The 23,712-nt window shown below is 72.6% G+C and carries 18 protein-coding genes and 1 pseudogene; 13 read left to right on the forward strand and 6 right to left on the reverse strand.

The genetic code is table 11. From position 1 onward, the window contains the following. Window positions 1-394: 394 nt before the first annotated feature. The gene (locus ACZ6NC_RS14715) at window positions 395-850 is read right to left on the reverse strand and encodes a MarR family winged helix-turn-helix transcriptional regulator (protein ID WP_465732561.1); all 456 of its coding nucleotides are present in this window, start codon (window positions 848-850) and stop codon (window positions 395-397) included. Between the two features lie 107 nt (window positions 851-957). Here ACZ6NC_RS14715 and ACZ6NC_RS14720 point away from each other — a divergent pair, with 107 nt between their 5' ends. From ACZ6NC_RS14720 to ACZ6NC_RS14730, 3 genes are all read left to right on the forward strand, one after another. Next, window positions 958-1,989 carry an aldo/keto reductase gene (locus tag ACZ6NC_RS14720; RefSeq protein ID WP_465732563.1) on the forward strand — a complete coding sequence of 344 codons (1,032 nt, stop codon included), beginning with the start codon at window positions 958-960 and terminating at the stop codon, window positions 1,987-1,989. Between the two features lie 311 nt (window positions 1,990-2,300). Further along, window positions 2,301-3,422 (forward strand): Gfo/Idh/MocA family protein, encoded by a 1,122-nt coding sequence (locus ACZ6NC_RS14725; protein WP_465732565.1) that lies wholly within the window; start codon window positions 2,301-2,303, stop codon window positions 3,420-3,422. Between the two features lie 160 nt (window positions 3,423-3,582). Then, a complete protein-coding gene (locus ACZ6NC_RS14730) occupies window positions 3,583-4,017 on the forward strand; it encodes a hypothetical protein (RefSeq protein WP_465732567.1) in 435 nt (144 codons plus the stop codon). A 605-nt stretch (window positions 4,018-4,622) separates the two neighbouring features. Here the strand turns inward: ACZ6NC_RS14730 and ACZ6NC_RS14735 are convergent. The 3 genes from ACZ6NC_RS14735 to ACZ6NC_RS14745 are packed head-to-tail and all read right to left on the reverse strand — an operon-like array spanning window position 4,623 to window position 8,255. After that, window positions 4,623-6,989 (reverse strand): FtsX-like permease family protein, encoded by a 2,367-nt coding sequence (locus ACZ6NC_RS14735; RefSeq protein WP_465732569.1) that lies wholly within the window; start codon window positions 6,987-6,989, stop codon window positions 4,623-4,625. A gap of 4 nt (window positions 6,990-6,993) precedes the next feature. Beyond that, window positions 6,994-7,755: an ABC transporter ATP-binding protein gene (locus ACZ6NC_RS14740; protein ID WP_465732571.1), complete on the reverse strand. Its 762-nt coding sequence runs from the start codon at window positions 7,753-7,755 to the stop codon at window positions 6,994-6,996. Continuing rightward, window positions 7,752-8,255, reverse strand: a complete 504-nt coding sequence (locus tag ACZ6NC_RS14745; RefSeq protein ID WP_360217492.1) for a PadR family transcriptional regulator — start codon at window positions 8,253-8,255, stop codon at window positions 7,752-7,754. Before ACZ6NC_RS14745 ends, ACZ6NC_RS14740 begins: the two co-directional genes overlap by 4 nt. Before the next feature lie 144 nt (window positions 8,256-8,399). Here ACZ6NC_RS14745 and ACZ6NC_RS14750 point away from each other — a divergent pair, with 144 nt between their 5' ends. The 5 genes from ACZ6NC_RS14750 (at window position 8,400) to ACZ6NC_RS14770 (ending at window position 15,224) form a co-directional block, all read left to right on the forward strand. Further along, the gene (locus tag ACZ6NC_RS14750; protein WP_465732573.1) at window positions 8,400-9,707 is read left to right on the forward strand and encodes an ABC transporter substrate-binding protein; all 1,308 of its coding nucleotides are present in this window, start codon (window positions 8,400-8,402) and stop codon (window positions 9,705-9,707) included. 196 nt (window positions 9,708-9,903) lie between these two features. Continuing rightward, entirely contained in the window at window positions 9,904-11,604 is a 1,701-nt protein-coding gene (locus ACZ6NC_RS14755) for a glycoside hydrolase family 13 protein (RefSeq protein WP_465732575.1), read from the forward strand. 51 nt (window positions 11,605-11,655) lie between these two features. Then, window positions 11,656-12,984 carry an ABC transporter substrate-binding protein gene (locus tag ACZ6NC_RS14760; RefSeq protein ID WP_465732577.1) on the forward strand — a complete coding sequence of 443 codons (1,329 nt, stop codon included), beginning with the start codon at window positions 11,656-11,658 and terminating at the stop codon, window positions 12,982-12,984. 6 nt (window positions 12,985-12,990) lie between these two features. Continuing rightward, entirely contained in the window at window positions 12,991-14,307 is a 1,317-nt protein-coding gene (locus ACZ6NC_RS14765) for a carbohydrate ABC transporter permease (RefSeq protein ID WP_465732579.1), read from the forward strand. Then, on the forward strand, window positions 14,304-15,224 hold the full coding sequence (locus tag ACZ6NC_RS14770) for a carbohydrate ABC transporter permease (RefSeq protein WP_465732581.1): 921 nt from the start codon (window positions 14,304-14,306) through the stop codon (window positions 15,222-15,224). The genes ACZ6NC_RS14765 and ACZ6NC_RS14770 overlap by 4 nt, the downstream gene beginning before the upstream one ends. Window positions 15,225-15,299: 75 nt before the next feature. On the opposite strand, the gene ACZ6NC_RS14775 is transcribed toward ACZ6NC_RS14770, so the two are convergent. After that, complete coding sequence (locus tag ACZ6NC_RS14775; RefSeq protein ID WP_465732583.1) at window positions 15,300-15,977, reverse strand: alpha/beta hydrolase; 678 nt, start codon at window positions 15,975-15,977, stop codon at window positions 15,300-15,302. Window positions 15,978-16,859: 882 nt separating this feature from the next. On the opposite strand from ACZ6NC_RS14775, the pseudogene ACZ6NC_RS14780 reads away from it, so the two are divergent. After that, window positions 16,860-16,988 (forward strand): annotated as a pseudogene (locus tag ACZ6NC_RS14780) (family 1 glycosylhydrolase); the annotation flags it as partial. 199 nt (window positions 16,989-17,187) lie between these two features. Here ACZ6NC_RS14780 and ACZ6NC_RS14785 read toward each other — a convergent pair. After that, window positions 17,188-17,730, reverse strand: a complete 543-nt coding sequence (locus ACZ6NC_RS14785; RefSeq protein ID WP_465732585.1) for a thioredoxin family protein — start codon at window positions 17,728-17,730, stop codon at window positions 17,188-17,190. Between the two features lie 497 nt (window positions 17,731-18,227). Here ACZ6NC_RS14785 and ACZ6NC_RS14790 point away from each other — a divergent pair, with 497 nt between their 5' ends. Genes ACZ6NC_RS14790 through ACZ6NC_RS14805 form a run of 4 tightly spaced genes read left to right on the forward strand, consistent with a single transcriptional unit; the run spans window position 18,228 to window position 23,612 of the window. Beyond that, window positions 18,228-19,577 (forward strand): MFS transporter, encoded by a 1,350-nt coding sequence (locus tag ACZ6NC_RS14790; protein WP_465732587.1) that lies wholly within the window; start codon window positions 18,228-18,230, stop codon window positions 19,575-19,577. Window positions 19,578-19,610: 33 nt separating this feature from the next. Continuing rightward, entirely contained in the window at window positions 19,611-20,939 is a 1,329-nt protein-coding gene (locus tag ACZ6NC_RS14795; RefSeq protein ID WP_465732589.1) for a hydantoinase/oxoprolinase family protein, read from the forward strand. A gap of 34 nt (window positions 20,940-20,973) precedes the next feature. Continuing rightward, window positions 20,974-22,104 carry a DUF917 domain-containing protein gene (locus ACZ6NC_RS14800; RefSeq protein WP_465732591.1) on the forward strand — a complete coding sequence of 377 codons (1,131 nt, stop codon included), beginning with the start codon at window positions 20,974-20,976 and terminating at the stop codon, window positions 22,102-22,104. Continuing rightward, window positions 22,098-23,612 carry a PucR family transcriptional regulator gene (locus ACZ6NC_RS14805; RefSeq protein ID WP_465732593.1) on the forward strand — a complete coding sequence of 505 codons (1,515 nt, stop codon included), beginning with the start codon at window positions 22,098-22,100 and terminating at the stop codon, window positions 23,610-23,612. The genes ACZ6NC_RS14800 and ACZ6NC_RS14805 overlap by 7 nt, the downstream gene beginning before the upstream one ends. Window positions 23,613-23,712: the final 100 nt, after the last annotated feature.

Raw genomic sequence — 23,712 nt, forward strand, 5'->3', positions numbered from 1 at the left:
CTGTGGGGGGGGGGGGGGGGTATCTCCGCTCTGGGTGGTCGGGTTTATCGGGGTGGGACAGGAGGAGGGCCCCAACCCCCCCCCCCCCCCACCCCCCCCCCCCCCCCCCCCCCCCCCCCCTCGGCTGTGCGACCGTCGGTCAAGAGAGGAGGGCCACCAGCGCGACCATCCCTGGACGCCCTGATCTCCGCTCCTGCCCGGAGACGACCGCCCTCGCCGGCCTCGTTCGCTCCTTCGCCGGCGGCCGACCTGCCCCACCTGTACGCCTTCGCACGCGGCCTCGAGCTGGACCGGGACGCCGTGACCGCTGCCCTGACCTGCTCGGCTGACGTCGCCCTCCGTCACCAGCGCATGTGAGACGGAGCCGATGGCTGGACCGGCCCTGTTCCGGCGCCTACAGCCTGCGGAACACGGAGCTCAGTGTTTCGATCTCCTGCGCAGAGAGCCTGTCGGTGAGGTGGCGGCGTACCGCGGTGTCCAGGCCGGGGTGTACGGCGGTGATGGCCGCGCGTCCGGTGTCGGTGAGGGTGACGGTGACAGCGCCGGCGCGTTCGCGGGTGACGAGTCCGCGCTTGCCCATGCGGGTGAGCTGGTGGGAGATGCGCGTGCGGTCCCAACCGAGTGATGCGGCGAGCTCGCTCTGGCGCAGGGCGCCTCCGGCCTTGTTGAGGTTGACGAGGATCGTCAGGTCCGGCTCGGACAGGCCCGCCGCCTCGGCGGTGTCCGCGATCACGCGTGCTCGGACGACCTCGTGGGCGCGCTTGAAGGCGCTCCAGAAATCGACGGGCTCGGACGCGGCGTCGGTCATGGCCTCGTCCGACGCGGCGGTCTCCCCGCTCCTTGTTGACATATCAACGCGCCTTTTCTTAGTGTTGAGATGTCAACGCTAACAGGTGGCTGCGCCCGCAGCAGCCCCCTGTCGGCCGCGTCCACCTTTCTCGCCCCGCAGGAGGCACCGTGCAAACCCGACCCCTTGGAACCGGCGGCCCGCAGGTCTCCCCTCTCGCGCTGGGTTGCGCCGGCATGTCCGACCACACCGCCCCCGCCGACGAGGCCGACGCCATCGCCACGATCCACGCGGCCCTCGACGCGGGCGTCACCCTCCTCGATACCGCCGATTTCTATGGCATGGGCCACAACGAGGACCTCATCCGCCGCGCCCTGCGCGCCGGCGATCGCGAAAAGGCGCTGCTGAGCGTCAAGTTCGGCGGTCTGCGCGGCCCCGACGGATCCTTCGTCGGCATCGAGGGCCGTCCCGCCCACGTGAAGAACGCGCTCGCCTACTCGCTGCGCCGCCTCGACACCGACCACGTCGACATCTACCGCCCCGCCCGCCTTGCCCCCGACACCCCGATCGAGGACACGATCGGCGCCATCTCCGAGCTGGTCCAAGCCGGGTACGTGCGGCACATCGGGCTCTCCGAGGTGCGGCCCGAGACCATCCGCCGTGCCCACGCCGTGCACCCGATCTGCGATGTACAGATCGAATACTCCCTGTTCAGCCGTGATCCCGAGGCCAACGGCATCATGGACACCTGCCGCGAGCTGGGGATCGGCGTCACCGCCTACGGGATCCTTGCGCACGGCCTGCTCACCGGCACCCACCGACAGCCCGCCGGAGGTGACCCGCGCGCCCACTGGCTGCCCCGCTTCCACCCCGACAACCTCGTCACGAACCTCACCCTCGTCGAACGGCTGCGGCCGCTTGCCGACGCGCGCGGCATCAGCGTCGCGCAACTCGCCACCGCCTGGGTCATCGCCGAGAGCCGCGAGCGCGGCACCGTCGTGGCCATCCTGGGTACCCGCCGACCCCACCACGTCGCGGAGGCCCTGGCCGCGGCCGACGTCGCCCTGACCGACGCGGACCTCCGCACGATCGACGACGCCATCCCGGCCGATGCCGTGGCTGGAACCCGCTACGCCGCGCCCCTGATGGCTCTGCTGGACAGCGAGCGCGCCCCGAATCCGTCTGTAAGTGCACGGAGCTGACCGCCGACGGCCGGCCGGACTTCGCGGTTTCCACCGACATGGTCTCCGTCGGCATGCTCGGTGAAACCGGGCCAGATGTTCCGCGGCACCTGCGACACCACCGTGTCCTTCACGCCCATCTGCGGCATCACCCGCTGACCCACACGCTCCGATCCCGCACCCACCGGGCGCGGGTCTCCTGTGCCGGCGCCTGCTCGACACATGGCCCTGCTTCCTGTGACGGGGCCCTGTGGTCGGTCACTCCTTCACCGGTTCCACGGCCACTGTTGGCGACGCCGGTGCCCACCCACACAGAGAACAGGCTGCGAATCGTGAACACATCCGAGTCACTGCTCACCGAGCTGGTCCGGTCCGACAAGCCGATCGGAGTAGGGATCATCGGACTCGGGGCGCACGGTAGCTGGGCCGAGCGCTCTCACCTGCCGGCCCTGCGCGCCGTCCCGGGTTACGAGCTGAAGGCCCTGAGCACCAGTTCGAAACAATCGGCGGAGCGCTCAGGTCAGAAGCACGGTGTCCCTCGCACCTTCGGGACGGCGGCCGAACTGGCTGCCTGCGAAGAGGTGGACCTCGTGGTCGTGGCGGTGAAGGTGCCGCACCACCGGGAACTGGTGCAGACGGCGCTGAGCGCAGGAAAGAGCGTGCTGTGCGAGTGGCCGCTGGGCAACGGGCTCGCGGAGGCCGAGGACATGGCGCAGCAAGCGCGCAGCCGCGCCGTGCCGACCGTCGTCGGACTCCAGGCGCGGTCGCACCCGGCCCTCGCCTATGCACGGGATCTCGTGGCCAACGGCTACGTGGGGGAGGTGCTGTCCACGACGGTCGTCGGCTCCGGCGGCGCCTGGGGCGCTACCGTCGGCCCCGGCGATCACTACGTGCTCGACGCCGCCAACGGCGCGACGCTGCTGACCATTCCCTTCAGCCACACCCTCGACGGACTCGCGTCCGTCCTGGGAGAGCCCGAGGAGCTGCGGATCCAGCTGGTGTCGCGGCGTACGTCGGCCGTGGACACCGAGAGCGGGCATCCCGTGCCCATGACTGCCGCGGACCAGGTGGTGGCCTCGGGACGGCTGCCGGGCGGCGCGGTGGCCACCTTCCACTACCGCGGAGGCATGTCCCGGGGCACCAACTTCCGCTGGGAGATCAACGGCACCGAGGGCGACCTCGTCCTCACCGCCCCGATCGGCCATCTCCAGCTCAGCCCGGTCACCCTCGAAGGCGGCCGCGGAACGTCCCCCGGACTCGCTCCCCTCACGGTGCCGGAATCGTACGTTCGCGTCCCGCAACTGGACCCCCGAGCCGACGCGCCGCTCTACGCGGTCGCTCACGCCTACCAGCAGTTCCTGGACGACCTGCGCGAGGGCACGTCAGCGGTACCCGATTTCGCGCACGGCGCCGCCCGGCACCGCAGCATCGAATCCGCCATGACGACAGCCTGACCGGACGTGCCGGCCTCGGCCCACCCACCAGCGGACTGCCACACGAAGCCGAAGCATCGCGCGGGTGGCGGACTTCGTCGAGGAGGAGCAGCTCCGCCTCGCCGCTCTGCCGATCGACTGAGCTCCCCACCCGAACCGGCGCACCGAGGAGCTGACCGGGGTGCTCGAGGTCTGCGACGTGGCCCTGCAGGCCCACGGCGAGGACGTCGACTTCGCCGAGGGCGCCTACGCCGGCATCTTCGAGGACGCGGAGCGGATGATCGGCGGCGCGGTCACCGTCACGGAGGTGCAACTGGTCGGCGAGATCGGCTCGCCGCGGGATCTCGACTTCAAGGTCAACGGCGATCCCAAGTCCTGGCGGATCGAGCAGGAGTCCGACGACTACCTCGACCTGGGCGCCGTCGAGGAGGGCATCTCGGACCTCGTCCCGGGCGGCGACGACCCGCGGGTCTTCCACTGCGTCCCCGGCGACGGCGCCTGCGCCGACGACTACTACCTGCTGGCCACACCCGGGCAGGCGGCGGTGCTGCGTGACGAGTTCGACCTGCGCATCGAGGTCCGCGGCGCGGACGGACTGCCCATCTACGAGCAGTAGCCCCGAGCCGGGCCGCCCGCCACTCGCGGCCCGAAGAGCGGCTGGCTGACGGGCGACTCCGGAGGTCTGACGCTCCGTCGCAAGTCGGCCTGTTGTGGGTGGGGAACTGCGGTGAGCAGGTCTGTCGCACCGCGAGCGCGGGGTGGGGATTTTCAACGAGCCTCGACACGCGGAAGCGGACGCCGAGGGCCTCGTACGCCTGGTACCGGGACCTGATCGCCGCCCATCGGAAGCGGTCCACGAAGTAGGTGGGCGGTGCGAAGGCGGAACCACAGAGACCCGACTGGCCGGGGCGAGCGGACCGCTCCGCTCGTCCCTGCCGCCACCGACCCGCTGCCTGCCCCGGAAGCGCCCTGCCTGAAGCGACCCTCTGCATCGCGAGTTCGTCGGACGGCCGGACAAGATCCATGCGGCACGGGTTCGAAGCAGCCGGCCTATCGGCCCTGCCCGACGACGGCCGCCCCCCTCCACCCCGAGGCGCAGGTCGTGGACGGGTCACCTCACCAAGGCCGGAGCCCGCGAAGCCGTCGACGCCGTCACCGAACAACTCGTGGGCGGGAGGGCGAGCAGTGAACCGGTGGTGAGCGGGTGTTGGGCCGGGACGTCTACCGGCCGGCGCCGTTCGGGGCCAGGGTGGGTGGGGGGATGCGCAGCACCGGGAGTGCGCAGAGGGCGGCGGCCGCCGTGGCGCAGATGGCGGCCATGGCGAGGACCGTCCAGGCGGAGGGCGCGCGGGCGATGCCCGCGCCGATGCCGCTCAGTTCGCCCTGCCGGTCGATGAGCCAGCGGACGAGCGGGATGGCGACGGCCGAGCCGACGGCGACCGTGATGAGGGCGATGGCTGTCCCGCGGACGGCGAGCACGACGGCGGACTGGCCCGGAGTCAGGCCGATCGCCCTGAGCAGGCCGAGGTCCCGGCGGCGTTCGTGGAAGCCGGCGGTGGCCGTGGTGAGCAGGTCGACCAGGCCGATGAGGGCGAGCAGGAGTAGGAGTCCGATCACGCTGGCCCGCAGGGCGCCGGGCCGGGTGACCGGGCCGGTGGGGATGCGGATCTCCGTCTGCCCGGCGAGGCCGGCGCGGGCGGGGAGGTCGCGTTGGACTTCTGCCGGGTCCTGGCCGGGGTGCAGGGTCAGCTGCCAGAAGTCGGGGTGGGTGGGGTCGCCGGGCCGGTCGAGGGTGTCGAAGCCGGTGGACAGGACGCGGCCGCCGTGTTCCGGTTCGAGGTTGCGTCCGACGATGTGCAGGATGCGCGGGGTGCTCCCGGTGGTGAGCCGCACCCACTGGCCGACCCGAGCGCCGAGGAGGTCGAGGGCGCCTTGTCCGGCGACGGCCTCGTCGGTGGCGCGGATCGCTCGGCCCTCGACGACGGTGTACGGGTACGGGGCGTCGGTGGTGCCGACGGCGCGGAGGGTGAGCGTCGCGGACTGGCCGGGCGCGAGGGCCTGCATCTCGGTGCCCGGATAGACGCCCTGTACGGCGGCATCGGCGGCCAGGGCGCCGGCGAGCTGCCCGTCGCCGGGCGTCTGATCGGGGGTGGTGCGGCGGGCGGTGACGGACGGGCCGGTGGCGCCGCCGTCGGGCCGGGTGACGGCGTCGAGGGTCGTCCAGGTGCTCAGGGCCAGGGTGGCGGCGACGACCGGGACGGTCAGCCGCAGGGCGCTTCCGACCAGGTCCGAGCGCCGGCGCAGGACGCTGCCGAGCCCGAACACGAGGGCTGGCGGCAGCCGTCTGAGTGGGCCGAGCCGAACGGGCCGGGCCGTCATGACGGGTGGCCGGGTGCCGTCGGTCGGGGGCACGGGGGCGACCCGGGCGGCCCGCAGGGCGGGCAGTGCGGCGGCGGCCCCGACGGCGAGGAGCGCGGCGGCGACCACGGCGCCGGTGGTCGCCGTGCCGCCGGGGACAAGCCCGTGGAGCGCGTCGGTCCCGCCGCCGAGGGCCGGTACGGTGTGGACGGCGATCGCGGCCCCGCCGGCGCCGAGCAGCACTCCGGCGCCGGCCAGCAGAAGCTGTTCGGCGATGAACATCCAGGCGACCTGGCCGGCGGTGAAGCCGAGCGCCTTGAGCAGGGCGATGTCGCCGGTCCTGGCCCGGATCCGCCCGCCGGCCGCGCCGGCCACCGCGAGGGCGGCGGCGAGCAGTGCGGCGAGTCCGCTGAGGCCCAGCAGCAGGCCGGCCAGCCGGTTGTCCTGCTGCCGTGCGGCCCGCGCGTCCAGCCAGGTGGTGATCCGGGAGACCCGCTCGGCGCCGAGGACGCTGACCACCCGCTGGGCCGTGTACCCGGCGTCGGAGGGGTGGGCCAGCCGCAGGCCGAGGGTGAGTCCTTGGGCCGCCCGTTCCGGCTGCACGAGGTCGAGGGTGGCAGGAGGGGCCCAGCCGAGGTCGTAGCCGGCGGCCTGGCTGGGCAACTGGTCGGGGCTGTCCGCGATGCCGAGGACCTGGAGGTCGACGGGGCCGCCGTGGGCGTCGAGGACGGTCAGGTGGTCCCCGGGGTGGGCCCAGGCGGCGTCGGCCGCGGACTGTTCGAGCACGATGCCGTGGATGTCGTCCGGAGCGAGCCAGGTGCCGGAGCGCAGCAGCGGGTGGGCCGCGTCCGGGTTGTCGCCGCGCAGTACGAGCGTGGTGCGGCCGGGTGGGCCCGCGGTGGAGGCGCCGTCGGCGCGTCGGCCGACCAGTGTGGTCTCGGCGGTGTGCTGGGGCGGTGAGACGGCGAGTACGCCGGGTTCGCCGGCGAGCACGGCGGCCGAGGGTTCGTCGGCGCTGCCCCGGGCGGGCGCGGACGGGCGCAGGTCGATCCGGATGTGAGGTGATCCGGCGGCATGGAACTGCCTCTGCCACGGGTCGGCGGCGGCGCCGAGCAGCGTGCCGGCGAGCAGGAGGGCGGCGGCGGTGCCGCCGGTGGCGAGGACGATCAGCAGGGCGTGGAGGCGGTGCGAGCGCAGGTCGGCACGGATCCAGCGGAGGATGGCAGGCACCGGCTCACCCGCCGAAATCGATGATGTCGCGGACCCCGACAGCGCGCCGCGCGGCCGGGGGCTCCTCCACCCGGGCGTCGTCGGCGATCCGGCCGTCGAAGAGGCTGACGACGCGGTCGGCGGTGCTCGCCGCCCTGGCGTCGTGGGTGACCAGCACGATGGTGGTGCCCTGTTCGTGGTAGCGGCTGAGCAGGGCGAGGACATCGCGGGTGCTGCGGCTGTCGAGGTTCCCGGTGGGCTCGTCGGCGAGGAGCAGTTGCGGCCGGTTGACCAGCGCGCGGGCCAGGGCGACCCGCTGGCGCTCACCGCCGGAGAGCTCACCGGGCCCGGCGCCGGCCTTGTGGGCGAGGCCGAGGTCTTCGAGGAGTTCCTGGCGGCGTTCGCGGGCGGTGCGGCCGGACATGCCCGCGAGCACCGCGGTCAGTTCGATGTTGTCGGCGACGGAGAAGTCGGGGAGCAGGTTTCCGCTCTGGAAGACGATGCCGTAGTGCCGGCGGCGCAGGCGGGCCCAGGCGGACTCGCGCAGGCGGTCCACCCGGCGCCCGTCGAGCCACAGCTCGCCCTCGTCGGGCCGCAGCAGGCCGGCGAGGAGGTGCAGCAGGGTGGACTTGCCGGCGCCCGAAGGGCCGGTGACGGCGACGAACTCGCCCCGGTCGATCCGCAGGCTGACGCCGCGGACCGCCGGTATCAGGGTCGAGCCGCTCAGGTGCGAGCGCACCACGCCGTCGACGGCCAGCAGCGGTGGTATCGGCTCCGAGCCGGTCACGTGAGCTCCTCCTGGCAACGCTCCAGCCAGTCGAGGTCGGCCTGCAGGTGCAGGACCGCACCCTCGATCAGCAGCAGCGAGGTCCGGTTGCCGCGCTCGGTGGCGGCCAGCTTGTTGAGTCCGCGCATCGTGTTGATGCAGTGCCGACGCTGGTTGTTGATCAGCGTCAGCTGGTCGGCGAGGTCGGTGCCTTCGGCCAGGATGAGTTTCATGAAGAACTCGTCCCTGACCCGGGGCCCCTCGGTGGGCGCCTCGAACCAGCCGGCGAGTTCCTCGGTGCCCTTCTCCGTGATCTCGTAGACCTTCTTGTCCGGCCTGCCCTCCTGCGTCACCTCGGTGCCGCGGATCAGTCCGGACTTCTCCAGTCGGCTCAGGGTCACATAGATCTGGCCGATGTTCGGCTGAGGGTACGCCGCGCCGAAGGTCTGCTCAAGCCCCTGCTTGAGCTCGTACCCGTAGGCGGGCTGCCGGGCCAGCAGCGCCAGCAGCTGATGGCGCACCGGGCGTCACCTCTTCCTTCTCGTCCCTGTTCGCTGGTTACACCTCGGTCACACAGTACGGGCAGACGGGTCCCCACCAGCAGGGAGGCCGTATAAAGGGACGTACGTCGGCGCCCACCCGTGCCGGCGGATCGAAGGAGCTCCATGGACAACCGGCCGCCCACCGGGCCCGACGCGGGCCGTCGGCGCGTGGTGCGCGCGCTGGTGGGCGGGGCGGCGGTGCTCGCGGCTGGGGGCGCGTCCGCCTGGTACGGCCTGGCCGGCGGTGCGCAGGCGGCGGGTGACCCGGAGGGCGTCGGGCCGGTCAGGCTGGCCACCGGCCGGGACACCACCCGCTACCTGCGCGGGCTGCTGGCCGACTGGAACGCCGAGCACCCGGACCAGCCCGCCGAGCTGGTCGAGCTGCCCGAGGCGGCGGACGAGGTACACGCCCAGCTCGCCGGCGAGCTGTCGGCCGGCGGAAGCCGCTTCGACGTGCTCAACCTCGACGTGGTGTGGACGGCCGAGTTCGCGGCCAAGCGTTGGACCGTGCCGCTGGACGAGTCGGACTTCGCACTGGACAGCTTCCTGCCGCCGGTCGTGCGGACCGGACGCTACGACGGGCGGCTGTACGCGGTGCCGTTCGTCGCCAACGCCGCCCTGCTGTACTACCGGAGCGACGTGCTGGCCGCCGCCGGTGAGCAGCCGCCCACCACCTGGGCGGAACTGGCGCGGCAGGCACGGACGCTGGCCCCCTCGCACGGGCTGTCCGGGTACGCGGGCCAGCTGAGCCCCTACGAGGGCCTTGCCGTCAACGCGCTGGAGGCCATCCGCTCGGCCGGAGGGGACCTGCTGGCCGGCGACGGAACCGTGGTGGTCGACAGCCCGCAGGCCCTGGCCGGATTGGAGTTCCTGGCCGGGGGCGTGCGCGACGGCTGGATCCCGCCCGAGGTGCTCGGCTACCAGGAGGAGGAGTCCCGCGCGGCCTTCGGCCGGGGAGGCCTGCTCTTCCTGCGGAACTGGCCGTACGTCTACCACGCGGTCGGCGCCGCCGGGTCCCCCGTGGAGGGGCGGTTCGGCGTGGTGCCGCTGCCCGGCCCGAACGGGCCCGGCAGCGGTGTGCTGGGCGGCTCGGGCCTGGCGGTCAGCCGGTTCTCCCGGCGCCAGCGCACCGCCCGGGCACTGATCGGCTACCTGACGAGCCGCCGGGCGCAGTACCGCGTGCTGACCGACGGCGGGCTGCCGCCGGTCTGGGCCGACCTCTACGCGGACCCGGACCTGACGGCCCGGTTCCCGTACCTGCCCGTGCTGCGCACGGCGATCCTGGCGGCCGGGGCGCGCCCCGGCGTGCCGCAGTACCAGCAGCTGAGCCTCGCGTTCAGCGAGACGGCGTTCGAGGTCGTGTCGGGCCGTCGGACCGCCGAGGCGGCGCTGCCCCGGCTGGCCGCGGACCTGCGCGCCATCGTCGGCTGAGCCGACGCCGAGGACGACCCGGGGGCGCTCAGCCCCTGCTTCGCGGGGCCCCTACCCGCAAGTACCTAACACGTATCTATGACTGATCAGGCATGTCGTCTCGTAACTCCTGGAAAACTCCATCAAACAAGGGCTTAACAGCGCTGGCATCTGCCTGCTATACCTAACGCGAATGCATAACCGTTGGAGTAGCGAGATGCCCAACCCCACCCTCCCCGACGGCGACGCGGTCACCCTGCCGCGCGCTCGTTCGCACGCCCCCACCACCCCCGCCGCCCCCGCCTGGTGGCGCGACGCCGTGATCTACCAGATCTACGTGCGCAGCTTCCGTGACACCGACGGCGACGGCGTCGGCGACCTCGCCGGCGTCCGGGAACAGCTGCACCACGTGCGGCGGCTGGGCGCCGACGGCGTCTGGCTCAACCCGTTCTACGTCTCACCCCAGCACGACCACGGCTACGACATCGCCGACCACTGCGCCGTAGACCCGGTCTACGGAGACCTCGCCGAGTTCGACCGCCTGGTGACGGACTGCCGACTGCTCGGCCTCAAGCTGGTCCTGGACGTCGTCCCCAACCACTGCTCAAGTGATCACCCGTGGTTCCAGAAGGCGCTGGCCAACGGCCCCGGCAGCCCCGAGCGGGCGCGGTTCCACTTCGCCGACGGGCGCGGCGCGGCCGGGGAGCTGCCGCCCAACAACTGGCGGGCCATGTTCGGCGGCCCGGCGTGGACCAGGGCCACCGAGGCCGACGGCCGGCCCGGCCAGTGGTACCTCCATCTGTTCACTCCGGAGCAGCCCGACTTCAACTGGCGCAACCCCGACGTCGCCGCCCACTTCGAGGAGGTGCTGCGGTTCTGGCTCGACCGCGGTGTCGACGGCTTCCGGATCGACGTGGCGGCCGGACTGTACAAGCACCCCGAGCTGCCGGACTCGCCCGACCCGGACGTGGACGAGCGCACCCGCGACTCGGTCAACCCGCTGGCCTGGAACCAGCCGGAGGTGCACGAGGTCTGGCGCCGGTGGCGCGCGATCTGCGAGGAGTACACCGTCCGCGACGGCCGGCAGCGGCTACTGGTCGGCGAGGCGTCCGTGCCCACGCCGGCCGAGCAGGCGCTGTACGTGCGCCCCGACGAACTGCACCAGGCATTCTTCTTCCACCTGCTGCACGCGCCGTGGGACCTCGCGCACTTCCACCGGGTCATCGACGACGCCGTGCGGGACATCACCGCCACCGGATCGACGGTCACCTGGGTGCTCAACAACCACGACCAGGTCCGCACGGTGAGCCGGTTCGCGGGGGAGGACCCGGCCTCCGGCCCCGCCCGGGCCAAGGCCGCCGCCCTGCTGATGCTGGCCCTGCCCGGAGCCGCCTACATCTACCAGGGCGAGGAATTCGGACTGCCCGAAGTCCTCGACCTGCCAGATGAGTTGATCACCGACCCGATCTTTCGCCGCACCGGCAGCCGGACCGGGATCCGCGACGGCTGCCGGATACCGCTGCCCTGGTCGGGCGCCGAGGCCCCGTTCGGCTTCAGCCCGCCGGACAGCCCGGCCGCGCCGTGGCTGCCGCAGCCGGCCTCGTTCGCCGCCCACACGGCCGAGCGGCAGCGGGCCGATGCCGGATCCGTGTTCCACCTGTACCGCACCGCCCTCCAACTGCGCCGTGAACTCCCGCAGCTCGGCGAGGGCACGCTGCGGTGGCTGGAGACCCCGCCCGGCGTCCTCGCGTTCGTCCGCGGCGAGGGCCTGGTGTGTGCCGTCAACTTCGGCGACACCCCCGCGCCGGCCCCGGTCGTCGGCCCGGCCCTGCTGGCCAGCGGTCCGTGCGATGACGACTTCCTGCAGCCCGACACCGCCGCCTGGTGGGTCAATCCCACTGCTGTCAGCGGTATCTGACCATTCATCACATAACGAAGTCCCCACCCCCTCACGGAAGAAGACTCGACGATGAGACTCCGTAGCGCTCTTCCCACCCTGGCCGCCTCCGTCGTGCTGGCCGCCACCGCAACCGCCTGCGGCAGCGGGGGAGGCGGCACCGCCGCCGACTCCGCCACCCAGGAACTCAAGGGACAGACCCTGACCGTCGCCGCCGTGTGGAGCGGCACCGAGCAGGAGAACTTCAAGAAGGTGCTGGACGCCTTCACCGCGAAGACCGGCGCCGCCGTCAGCTACACCTCCACCGGTGACAACCTCTCCACCGTGGTCGGCAGCAAGATCGAGGGTGGCGACCCGATGGACGTGGTCATGGTCGCGCAGCCCGGCGTGATCAGGCAGTTCGCCGAGAAGGGCTGGCTGGCGCCGCTCTCGCCCGCCGTCACCGACGCCGCGAAGAAGGACTACGCCGGCATCTGGTCCAGCCTCGGCACCGTCAACGGCACCCAGTACGGCCTCTACTTCAAGGCCGCCGACAAGTCGACCGTCTGGTACAGCCCCACCGCCTTCCAGAACGCCGGCGTCCAGCCCCCGGCCACCTTCGACGACCTGCTGAAGGCCGGCCGGACGCTTTCCGACTCCGGCACCCCGGCCTTCTCGGTCGGCGGCCAAGCCGGCTGGACCCTCACCGACTGGTTCGAGAACGTCTACCTCTCCCAGGCCGGACCCGAGCTCTACGACAAGCTCACCCGGCACGAGATCCCGTGGACCGACCCGTCGGTCCTCACGGCCCTGACCACCCTCGGCAAGGTCTTCGGCGACAAGCAACTCGTCGCCGGCGGCGGGCAGGGCGCCCTGCAGACCGACTTCCCGACCTCCGTCCAGGAGGTCTTCGGAACACAACCCAAGGCCGCCATGACCCACGAGGGCGACTTCGTCGGCGGCGTCATCGCCTCCGAGCTGAAGAAGCAGGTCGGCACCGACGCCAAGGTGTTTCCGTTCCCCGCCGTGGACGGCGGCAAGGCCCCGGTGATGGGCGCGGGCGACGCGGCAGTCGTCCTCAAGGGCGCCAAGCACCCCGAGGCCGCGCAGAAGTTCGTCGAGTTCCTGGCCGGCCCCGAGGCTGCGACCGTCTGGGCCAAGGCCGGCGGCTTCATCTCGCCCAACAAGGCCGTCGACCCCTCGGTCTACCCCGACGACACCACCCGGCAGTTCGCCAAGTCGGTGATCGACGCCGGCGACACCTTCCGCTTCGACATGTCGGACCAGGCCCCCGCCGCGTTCGGTGGCACCGCGGGCCAGGGCGAGTGGAAGGACCTCCAGGACTTCCTCGCCAACCCCTCCGACGTCCAGGGCGCCGCGGCCAGGCTCGAAGCCGACGCGGCCAAGGCCTACAAGGGCTGATCCACCATGTCTCTGCGCTCACCCCGCAGGGGCCGGGCATCCGGTGGCGCCCTCCGGCGCCACCGGGGCCTCGCCCTGCTCTTCGTCCTGCCCGCCCTGCTGCTGCTCGGCGCCCTCGTCGTCTACCCCATCGGCTACTCGGTGGCCCGCAGCCTCTTCGACGCCTCCGGCCACCGCTTCGTCGGTCTCGACAACTACGGCACCGCCTTCACCGACCACGCCACCCTCACCGCCGTGCGCAACAACGCGATCTGGGTCGCCGTCGCCCCGGCACTGGTGACCGCCGTCGGCCTGGTGTTCGCGGTGCTCACCGAGAAGGTCCGCTGGGCCACCGCGTTCAAGCTGCTCGTCTTCATGCCGATGGCGATCTCCTTCCTCGCCGCCGGGATCATCTTCCGCACGGTGTACGACGCGGACCCGCACCGCGGCGTGCTCAACGCCGCCGCGGTCGCCGTCCACGACACCTTCAACGACCAGCCGACCTACCCGGGCGCCCACCCGCGCCCCGGCGGCGGCCTCGACCAAGCCCAGGGCGGCGGCGACGTCACGGCGCCCACCAGCACGCGCGTCGTGCTGTTGCCGCTGGTCGGCGTGCAGCCCGCCGCGCTCCCGGCCACCGCCCGGACGGCCCAGGAGCCGGCCGGCGGCGACGGGGTCAGCGGCACGGTGTTCCTGGACTTCGTCCCGGGCGGCGGCGGCCACCCCGGCCGGCTGGACGCCGGGAAGAAGGGCCTGCCCGGCGTCACCGTCCAACTCCGGGACGGCGGAAGGACGGTCGACACCACCACCACCGCCGACGACGGCACCTTCCGGTTCGGCGCGGCCCCGTCCGCCACCACCTCGGTGGTGATGCCGGCCGCGAACTTCGCCGCCCCCTACCGCGGCGTCGACTGGCTCGGCCCGGCGTTCATCACCCCAGCCATCATCGGCGCCTACATCTGGATCTGGGCCGGCTTCGCCATGGTCATCATCGCCGGGGGCCTCGCCAACCTACCCCGCGAGACCATCGAGGCGGCCAGGATCGACGGTGCCGGCGAATGGCAGATCTTCCGCCGCATCACCGTGCCCCAACTCGCGCCGGTCCTCGGCGTCGTGTTCATCACCATGGTCATCAACGTGATGAAGATCTTCGACCTCGTGTACATCATCGCGCCCGGACCGGTGCAGCAGGACGCGAGCGTGCTCGCGCTCCGGCTCTACCTGGTCTCCTTCGGCGGCGGCAACGACCAGGGCCTCGGCAGCGCACTCAGCGTCCTGCTGCTGCTGCTCGTCGTCCCGGTGATGCTCCTCAACGTCCGACGCTTCCGAGGGAGCCGCGCATGACCACCACCCAGGCGGCCCCGTCCGCCGCCACCACCGTGCCCGCACCGGTGCCCGCCGGCCGGCCCGCGCTGCCGCTAACGACCCGGCTCGCCGCCCTCACCCGGAGCGGCGTCGTCCAAGCCGTGCTGATCGTGGCCGCCGTCGCCTGGCTGGTGCCCACCGTCGGCCTGCTGGTCTCCTCGCTGCGCCCCAAGCAGGTCGCCGCCACCGGAGGCTGGTGGACGGCACTGACCGAGCCCGCCCAGCTCACCCTGCAGAACTACACCGCGCTGCTCGGCGGCGGCGACGTCCCCAAGGCGTTGTGGAACACCGTACTCATCAGCGTCCCGGCAACCCTGCTGACCGTCGCCCTTGCCGCGGGCGCCGGCTACGCCTTCGCCTGGATGCGCTTCCCCGGCCGGGACGCCGTCTTCCTCGGTGTGGTCGGGCTGCTGGTCGTCCCCGTCCAGGTCGGGCTCATCCCGGTCGCCAAACTCGAGGGCGCCGTCGGGCTGTTCGGCACCATCCCCGGCGTCGTGCTGTTTCACGTCGGCTACGGGCTGCCGTTCGCCGTGTTCCTGATGCGCAACCACTTCCTGGAGATCCCCGCCGAACTCCTGGAGGCGGCGCGGATGGACGGCTGCGGGGAGTGGCGGATCTTCCGCACCCTCGCCCTGCCGCTCGCCGCACCGGCCGTCGCCTCGCTGTGCATCTTCCAGTTCCTCTGGGTCTGGAACGACATGCTGGTCGCGCTGATCTTCGCCGGCAACGACTCGCAGCCGCTGACCGTCTACCTGCAGTCCCAGATGCGGCAGTTCGGCAGCAACATGGACATCCTCGCACCCGGTGCGTTCCTGTCCCTCCTGGTCCCCGTGGGGGTGTTCCTCTGCTTCCAGCGGTTCTTCATCCAGGGAGCGATGGCCGGATCCGTGAAGTGACACCAGCGGGGGCGATGACGAGGGATGACCGCCCTGGCCGGGCGTGCTCACCAGCGCACTCTCGAAACACACTCCCTAGTCGGCCGGGGTGAGGCGGCCTCCGATGGCCAGTTGGTGGAGTAGTCCGATGGTCTCTTCTTCGTGTGATGCGAAGACTCCGTGGTCGCTGTGCAAGGTGAGCGCGCGGGTTGCGCGAGCGGCGAATCGGCGTTGCAGGTCTGGGTGCATGGCGCGGTCCTCGGTGCAGACCACGTAGGTGCTGGGCCGCTGGTGCCAGGCGGCGCTGGTCGTTGGCTGATGGCCGGGGGCCATCAGTTGAGGGACGAGCTCGGCGGTGTGGCGGGCACGTTCTTCTTCGCCGAGTTGGGCATGGAACAGTCTTCCCGCTGCCTTCGGGTCGATCGTCGTGGTTCCGGCAGGGTCACCGATCATGCTGGTCCCCAGGTCGGTGGGCGGTGCACCGGCGAGAAGGCCGAGGGCGGTCTCGCCGTGGTCGGGCATCATCGCGGCGAGGTACACGAGGTGGTCGGTCTTGTGCGGCGGAAGGCCGGTGATGACGGCTCCGCCGTAGGAATGACCGCACGCGATGGCGGGGCCGCCCTCGGGCAGCTGGTCCAGTGCGGTCTCGGCCGCGGCTATGTCGGCTGCCAGCGATCCACGGTGCAGCTCGGCGACGGCCACGGCGACACCACGTGCCCGCAGCCCGGCCGCGACGCCGTCCCAAGCGTGACCGGTGTGCCATGCGCCGTGCACCAGCAGCACCCCTCGGGATGCACGGGAGGGTGAGGAAAGGATCATGAGGGGCCTCTCGGTGTTCGATCGATTGCGGAACAGGGGCGCGGAACGCGGACGGCACCTGCGCGCGGGTGCCAACGGTGCGGGACGGGCGGGCGCCGCCTGCGACGGTGCCGCAGCCGTGGCGCCTGCTGCGAACGCGCCGTCGTCCATCTCGGGCTCGGCGTGTCTCAACGCGCTGTCGGAGGTGCTGTGCATCGTGAGGCGTTCTCCCCGGGGGCGGGTGTTCAGGTGCTCATGCACGGCGGCGCACGCCGTGCGGCCGCGACATCACCGCTGTCGTGATCAGCCTGAGCGACTGGGCACCGGTCTTTTCTGGTGGACCCCGGACGTCATGCGTGATCAGTACACGACACTGTTCATCGGGCAACCATGCGACAGCAGCGGCCACACGTTCGGTCTCCGGCCTCCCGGCCCGTCGTCCGCAGCCGAGGGAACAGCCACTTCGGTGAGCGACTTGGCTCCGGTCGCAGCCCCAGGAGCGCCACGCGACTGCACACCAGCACTGCAACGCGGCACCATGCTGACAACGACCACATCTACCTCCTCCAACACGCCCTCACAGCCGTTCGACCATAAGAGCCACCAGCCAGGAAAAGGATTCAGCTTCCGCCTGGAAAACTCTTCGTGGAGGCAGTGCCGCAGGCGCGCGGCGTGGTGGACCGCGTTGAGTGACTGGTGGATGCGCTCGTTGAGTGCGAGAGGGTCTGTTCCGGGACGAGGGCGTCGTACTCAAGGTGCCGGGCAGCTGTTTCGCGGAGGCGGTGCAGGTGGCTGAGAAGCGGCGCGATGTCGGCAGGAGTGATCGACGGGTCCGAACAATGACAGCCTGTTCGACGGGCCGAGGGGTTCAATCAACGATTCGGTCTCGTGCACGTCGACTTCGAGACGCAGCGGCGGACGCCCAAGGCCTCGTACGCCTGGTACCGCGACCTGATCGCCGCCAACCGGGCACCGAGCGGGAGGTAGAGCGCGGGTCGTTCCCGGGCGAGACAGTAGACGGGGAATCCGGCCGCACCAAACGGCCGTGCTGCCGGATCTGGGCGCTTGGGCGGTGGTAGCGGGACTTCAGGAGGCGGTGGGGCCGCACGGCATGTCGCGGTCGGTGGTACCGGGGGCGACGAAGTGCACGTTGTAGCTGCCGATCAGGCTGATGGATGCCCGCTGGTCAGGCCCATTTGATGGAGCAGCCCATGCTTGCCCGGTGAGGTTCCGGGACGGGCTTGCCGGCCAGCACCAGACCGATGGCCTCACGCAGCAGCTCGCCGGTGACCGGTTCCTGGTTGCCGGGTGTGGACTCGTCCATGGCACCCCGGTAGGCCAGCTCCCGACGGGCGCCGTAGAGGAAGAAGTCCGGTGTGCAGGCGGCGTGGTACGCCCGGCCGACGGACTGGTCGACGTCGACGAGATAGGGGAAGGTCCAGCCCGTGCGCACGACCTGGGCGCGCAGCCCGTCGGTGTCGTCGGTGGGCGCGACGGCCGGGCTGTTGCTGCAGATCCCGACGACTGCCAGGTCCGGGAACTCGTCGACCAGCCGGCCCAAGGCCTGCTCGACATGCCTGACATAGGGGCAGTGGTTGCACAGGAAGGCCACGAGCAGGGCCGGTGCGGCGGCGAAGTCGTCACGTGCCACGGCCCGGCCGTCGATCGTGGGCAGCGAGAAATCGGGCGCGGGCGTCCCGAGCGGAACCATGGTGGAGATGACAGCCATCTGCCTCACTTCCTCCGAGTGGCTGCGGCGGCCGTGCGTGTACCTCCATGGTCGCCCCGCGGGGCAAGCGGCTGTGGAGGGCCGGCGGACGGTGCCGGAGCCCGGCAGACCCCTGTGAAGTCTGAACGGCTCCGTCACGCAGGCTCGCCGAGCCTTGTCGTCCGCGTTCGCCCGCGCGATCAGAACCCGGAGTCGGCGAACCCCGCGGGCCGGCAGAACTGATCGCCCCGCCGTCCTCGGAGGCTCGCGCCGCCCGGGCACAGGAGTCGGGAGGGCAGGTGCCGGGGCGGTCCCCGGCGGTGTGGTGGGCATCCTCGTCCAGGGCGCGGTGCTCCCTTCGCCGTCGCCGCTTCGGCCGCCTGTGCCGTGGGCACACTCGGGAGTCCATCGGTTGTGCCCGGAGCACGGTTCCGGTTGTGGTGCCCTGTTTATGGTGCCTCGCATTCACACCGCGTCCGACGGTGTGCCTGTCGGTACCAGTGCCAGGAGGGCAGCCGATGAGCGCAGTCTCAGTACAGTCCGGAGTCGCCGGAGTCCCGGATGGGGACGCCGGCGCCCAGCCCGTGGGCGCCTACTTCGAACGCATGCCGTTCGGGCGGGCCCACGTGATGATCGCCCTCGCCCTGTTCATGGCCTTCGTCATCGAATCGTGGGAACAGCTCGCATTGGTCTACGTATCGTCCGACCTGGGCGACGCCTTCCGGATCGACGCCGGCCGGATCGGCTGGCTGCTGTCGGCCGTGGCCCTCGGCATGATTCCCGGCTCGCTGGTGTGGGGGCCGGTCGCCGACCGCATCGGGCGGCGGGCCGTGTGCCTGTGGAGCCTCGGCTCGTACGGTGCTGTGGCGCTGGCGAGCGCGTTCTCGCCGAACTTCGCGACGCTGATGGCCGGCCGGGTGCTGTCCGGGATCGCCCTGGCCGGGATCTACACGATCACCTTCCCGTACTTCATGGAGCTGCTGCCTGCCCAGGTGCGCGGGCGGGCGGCGGTGTACCTGTCGATCGGATGGCCGATCGGGGTGCTCGCCGCCGTGGGGGTCACGCAGGCGCTGTCGGGGATGGGCTGGCACGTGGTGGCCATCGCCAGCGCGCTGGCGGGCCTGTGGGTGTTCGCGATCCGGGCCTGGGTGCCCGAGTCGCCGTACTGGCTGGCGGGCCGGGGCCGGCACGCCGAAGCCCGGGAGGTCCTGCTCGGCCTCGGGGTCGAGGTCCCGGAGGGCACCGTGTTCGCCGTCGTCGAGCCCGAACGGGCCGGAAACCCCCTGGCGCTGCTGCGGGGTCGGCTGCTGCGGATCACCGTGCTCATGCTGGTCGTGAACTTCGCCTTCAACTGGGGTTACTGGGGTCTGCAGACCTGGCTGCCCACGCTGCTGCAGGAGAAGGGGCTGAGCATGTCCAGCAGCCTGGGCTTCGTGGCGCTGAGCGCGCTGTTCATGATCCCGGGCTACGTCTCGGCGTCGTACCTGACCGGGCGCTTCGGCCGCAAGAAGGTCTTCCTGCCGTACGTTGCGGCCTCCGCGGTCAGCGGTGTGCTGTTCGCCTACTCCAGCACGCTGACCGAGCTGTACGTCGCCAACTTCGCCCTGTCGTTCTTCAGCCTCGGCGCGTGGGGCGTCTGGAACACCTGGAACGGCGAGTTCTACCCGACCGCGCTGCGCGGCACCGGCTACTCCTGGGCGACCGCGGCTCAGCTGATCTCCACCTCGGTCGCACCGTCGGTGGTCGGCTACCTGCTGGCCCGGGCGACCGGGTTCTCGTCCACGGTGCTGTTCATCACCGCGTTCCTGGTCGTGGCGCTCGTCGTGGCCGTGCCGCTGCCGGAGACCGAGGGCAGGGATCTGGAGTGACATACCGGGACAGACGGTGACAGGATGGTGCGGGTGAGGCTGGGAGTGGACGTGGGGCGCGCCACCACCGTCGCCGTGCTGGTCGAGCCGGGAGGGTACCCGGTGGCGCACGCGGTGGTGGACAGCGTTCCCGGCCTCGCGGACTGCCTGCGTGCGGTGCTCGCCGCCCTGCCCGAGGACCGGATCGGTGAGGTCGACGCCGTCGGCCTCACCACCGATCTGGAGCGGGGCCCGTTGCGGCTCCGGCCGGTTGCCGTCCTGCGGATCTCCCCACCCTGTCATCCGGCTCTCGGGCCGCTCGCCGGCTGGCCCGAGCGGGCCGCCCGCGCCATCGGCCCGCTCAGCCGGGTCGTACGCGGCGGCTCGGCGCTGACCGGGCGGCCGCTCGCCCCGCTCGACCGGGCGGCCGTCACCGACTTCGCCCGGCGCGCCGCCACCGAGGGCGTCGCCGCCTTCGCCGTCGCGGCGGCCGGCGCGCTCACCCGGCCCGACCCGGAACTCGCCGCCGCCGAGGCCATCGCGGAGGCCGTGCCCGGCGCGGAGATCACCCTGTCGCACGAGACCGGCCGATCGGGACTGAGGGAACGCGAGAACACCGCCGTCCTCAACGCCGCCCTGCAACCGTGGGCCGTGTGCCTGACCGACACGGCCGAACGCGCCCTGCGGGCCGGCGGCGTCCGGGCGCCGCTGCACCTGGCCCGCAACACCGGCGGACTGGTCTGCGCCGCGTACTTCCGCCGCTACCCGATCCTCGCCACCGCCTCCACCACCGCGAGCGCCGCGCGGGGCGCCGCGCTCGCGGCCGGAGCGGAGCGCGCCGTGGTCGTGGACGCCGGTGCGGCGGAATTCCGGTGCGTGAGCGTCACCGACGGCGAGGTGGAACGCTCCGACGCCGGCCCCGGCCTCGGCGGCGTCGACCTGGACCTGGACCGGATCCGCGCCGACGTCCTCCCCAGCGGTGACCTGGCGCAGGCCGGTGCCGAGCAGGTCGCCGCCCTGGTGGCCAGGGTCCAGCAGAGGGCCCCCGGCGGTGTGCTGCTCGCGGCGGGCGGCGGCCCCTGGCTCGTACCGGTCCGCACCCCGGATCCGGCGGCCGCGATCGCCGCCGCCGCGTACGGAGCCGCCCGCTGCGAGATCGTCGCCGAGGTCGACCAGGTCGCCGTCGCCGGCGGCAGCGCCGAACTCGATCGCCTCCTCGGCCTCGCCGGCGACCAGGCCCTGGCCAGGGCCGTCGCGGCCGGCGCCGCCCCGGACACCGTCCGTATCGACTTCACCACGCACACCCCGGTCTCGTACCTGCCGGAGGGGGTGCACCGCATCCGTGCCCGCGCCCTCGGCAGCCCCACGGGACGCCCGTCATGAGCGGCCGTCGGCGGTGCCTGCCGGGTCGGCGCCCATGACCTCCGAGGCGAGGACCCTACTCGACGCCGCGCGGCTGGAGGATCTCGCGAAGGGGGCGCTGGTGCTCGCCGCCGGTGCCGAGTACTCCTCGCACCGGGCGAGCCTCGACTGGGCGCGGGCAGCGATCGGCGAGCACGGGCCGGTGCCGCTGATCGGAGCCGGGGCGCTCGGTGCCGGACGGATGTGCGTGACCGTCAGCCTGGTCGGATCCTCGGCGGCGCTCGCCGAGTACCTGCCCACCGGAGAGGAGCCGCGCCGGGCCGTACGGGCGCTGGAGCGGCGCCTGGGCCGGACAGCGGACGCCGTCGTCGCGCTCAACACCGCGGCCGAGAACGCCCTGCTCTCCGTCGTCACGGCGGCGTCATGCGGGCTGCCGCTCGTGGACGGGGACGGCTGCGGACGGGTGCTCCCGCTGCTGGAGCAGACGACGTTCACGATCGCCGGGATCGATGTCGCACCGGTCGCCCTGGCCACGCCCGCCGGCGATGTGGTCGTCCTGGACGCGGCCGGCAGCCGCGTGGAGGAGCTGGTACGGCCGCTGGTCCTCGCGGCCGGCGGCTGGGCCGTCGCCGCCTGCTACGCCATGGACGGCGAGCGGCTGGCCGCGACCGTCGTCCCGGGCACCGTGAGCCGGGCCCTGGCGGCGGGGCGTCCACCCCAGGGCGACCCGTTCGCGCCGTGGCAGCCGCGGCCCCGCAGGCTGGCAGTAGGGCGGATCACCGCCGTCGAGCACCCCGCACCACCGGGACCGGACACCGCTGCGGGCGCGCCGCTGCCGTCCCGGCCGACCAGCGTGGTCGTCTCCGAGACCGAGGGCCTGCACCGCCGGTTCCGGCTGGAGGCGCACAACGAGGTGCTGCTGGTCCTCGCCGACGGCGCACCTGTCGCGGCCGCGCCCGACCAGATCCTGATGCTGTCGGCGGCCGAGCAGCGCGTGCTGGACGTCGAACGTGCCGTGCCCGGCATCGACGTGGAGATCGTCGTGATCCCCGCCGCACCCGCCTGGCACTCCACACGGGGCCGCCGACTGGCCGCCGCCGGCGGCCTCATCCTGCTGGGCCCCGCCCCGGACGGGGACACCTCTCCGGACGGGGACACCGAAGGACCGGAGGAAACCCCGTGGTGAGACGGCCCGACCTGCCCGCGCCCATGACCGTCGCGGAGCTGGTCCAGTACGGCCCGCTGCCCGGCATCCGCATCTTCGGCGCGGCGGGAAGCGGCGGCGAGGTCCTGGACGTGCGCATCGTCGACCGGCGGGAGGCACTCGACGACCTGCGCCCGCACACCGCGGTCGTTCTCACCGACACCCTCGCCCGGACCGGATGGGTCGTGGAGATGGCCCTGCGCAAGGCCTGGGAGCACGCGGCCGCCTGCGTCGTCGTACCCGAGGCGGCGGTGGCCGCGCATCCGTCGGGGGCCCTCGCGGACCGGCTCGGGGTGCCGCTGCTGCTGATCCGCGAGGACGCACTGGAGGGCGCCGTACGGATCGCTTCCGCGGTGTCCCGGCCGGACGCCGGGCGGACCGCGCTGCTGGCGCAGGCCGCCCAGCGGCTCGCCGCCGCCGGGCCGCACGCCGAACGCGTGCTGGCGGCGCTGCATGCGGTGCTGCCCGCCACGTCGGTGGCGCTCACCGATCCGATGGGCGGGATGCTGACCGGGCGGCAGGCCGCGCTCGCTTCCGCGGACGCGGTACGGCTGGAGGTGCCGGGGCCCGACGGACGGCCGCTGGTGGTACTCGTCGCAGACTCCCGTTCGAAGGAGCCGGGCTGGGCGACGACGGTCGAGACGGTGCTGCGGCTGGCGGTCCCCGCGTTGACCGCATGGTCCGCCACCCGCCGCCTCGGCGAGGAACAGCTGGCCCGACGGAGCGAACTGCTGCTGGATCAGCTGACGCACGCCTCCCCGGAGCAGGACGAAGGAGCCCGCGACCGGATCCGCACCGAGGCGGCGGCACTCGGCTGGTCGCTGTCCGGCCCGATGGTCGCCTTCGCCCTGCGACTGGCCGCGGACCCGGGCACCGGGATCGAGCCAGGACCGGCGCTGCGTGCGCTGTGGGCCAAGTACGGCGTCGGCGGGCCGCTCGTCGCCCGCGAGGACGGCTGGGTGTCCTGGCGGTCCGCGGCGGCCGATCTTCCGGACGCGGGCCCGGAGGTGTGGCTGCGACAGGGCGAGACACAGCTGCTCGCGGCCGTTCGGGCCATCGCTGATCGCCTTCCGGTTTCCGGCGGGGTGGCCGGCCCGGCCACCGGCGCCGACACCCTCGGCGCGGCACTGACCGATGCCCGGGCCGCGGCGGCGGTCGCCGCCGTGCCCGGCTCCGTGGTCCGAGCTGACCGTATGGGGCCGGCCCAACTGATGGCCGCGCTCCCCACGGCGGCGCTGCGGCGCCCGGCCGAGGTGGTGCTGGCGCCACTGCTCCGCGCGGACCGGGACGGAGCACTGCTGCGCACCCTGGCCGTCGTGCTGGACCAGGGCGCGGCCCCGTCCGAGGCAGCGGAGATCCTGGGCGTCCACCGGAACACGGTCTCCGCCCGTCTGGAGCGCATCCGCGCGCTCGGCTTCGATCCCGAGGACCCGGACCAGCGCCTTCCGCTGCACCTCGCCTGCCGCGTCCTGCTCACGGGTCTCGAGTAAGCGGGGCGACCCCCGTCCGCACGGGCCGGCTCGTGGGGACGGGGGTGGCGAACGAGAGGTGGGCCCGGTCGCCGTGTGGGGGGAGTTGGCAACCGGGCCC

The organism is Kitasatospora sp. NPDC041988 (assembly GCF_055588525.1).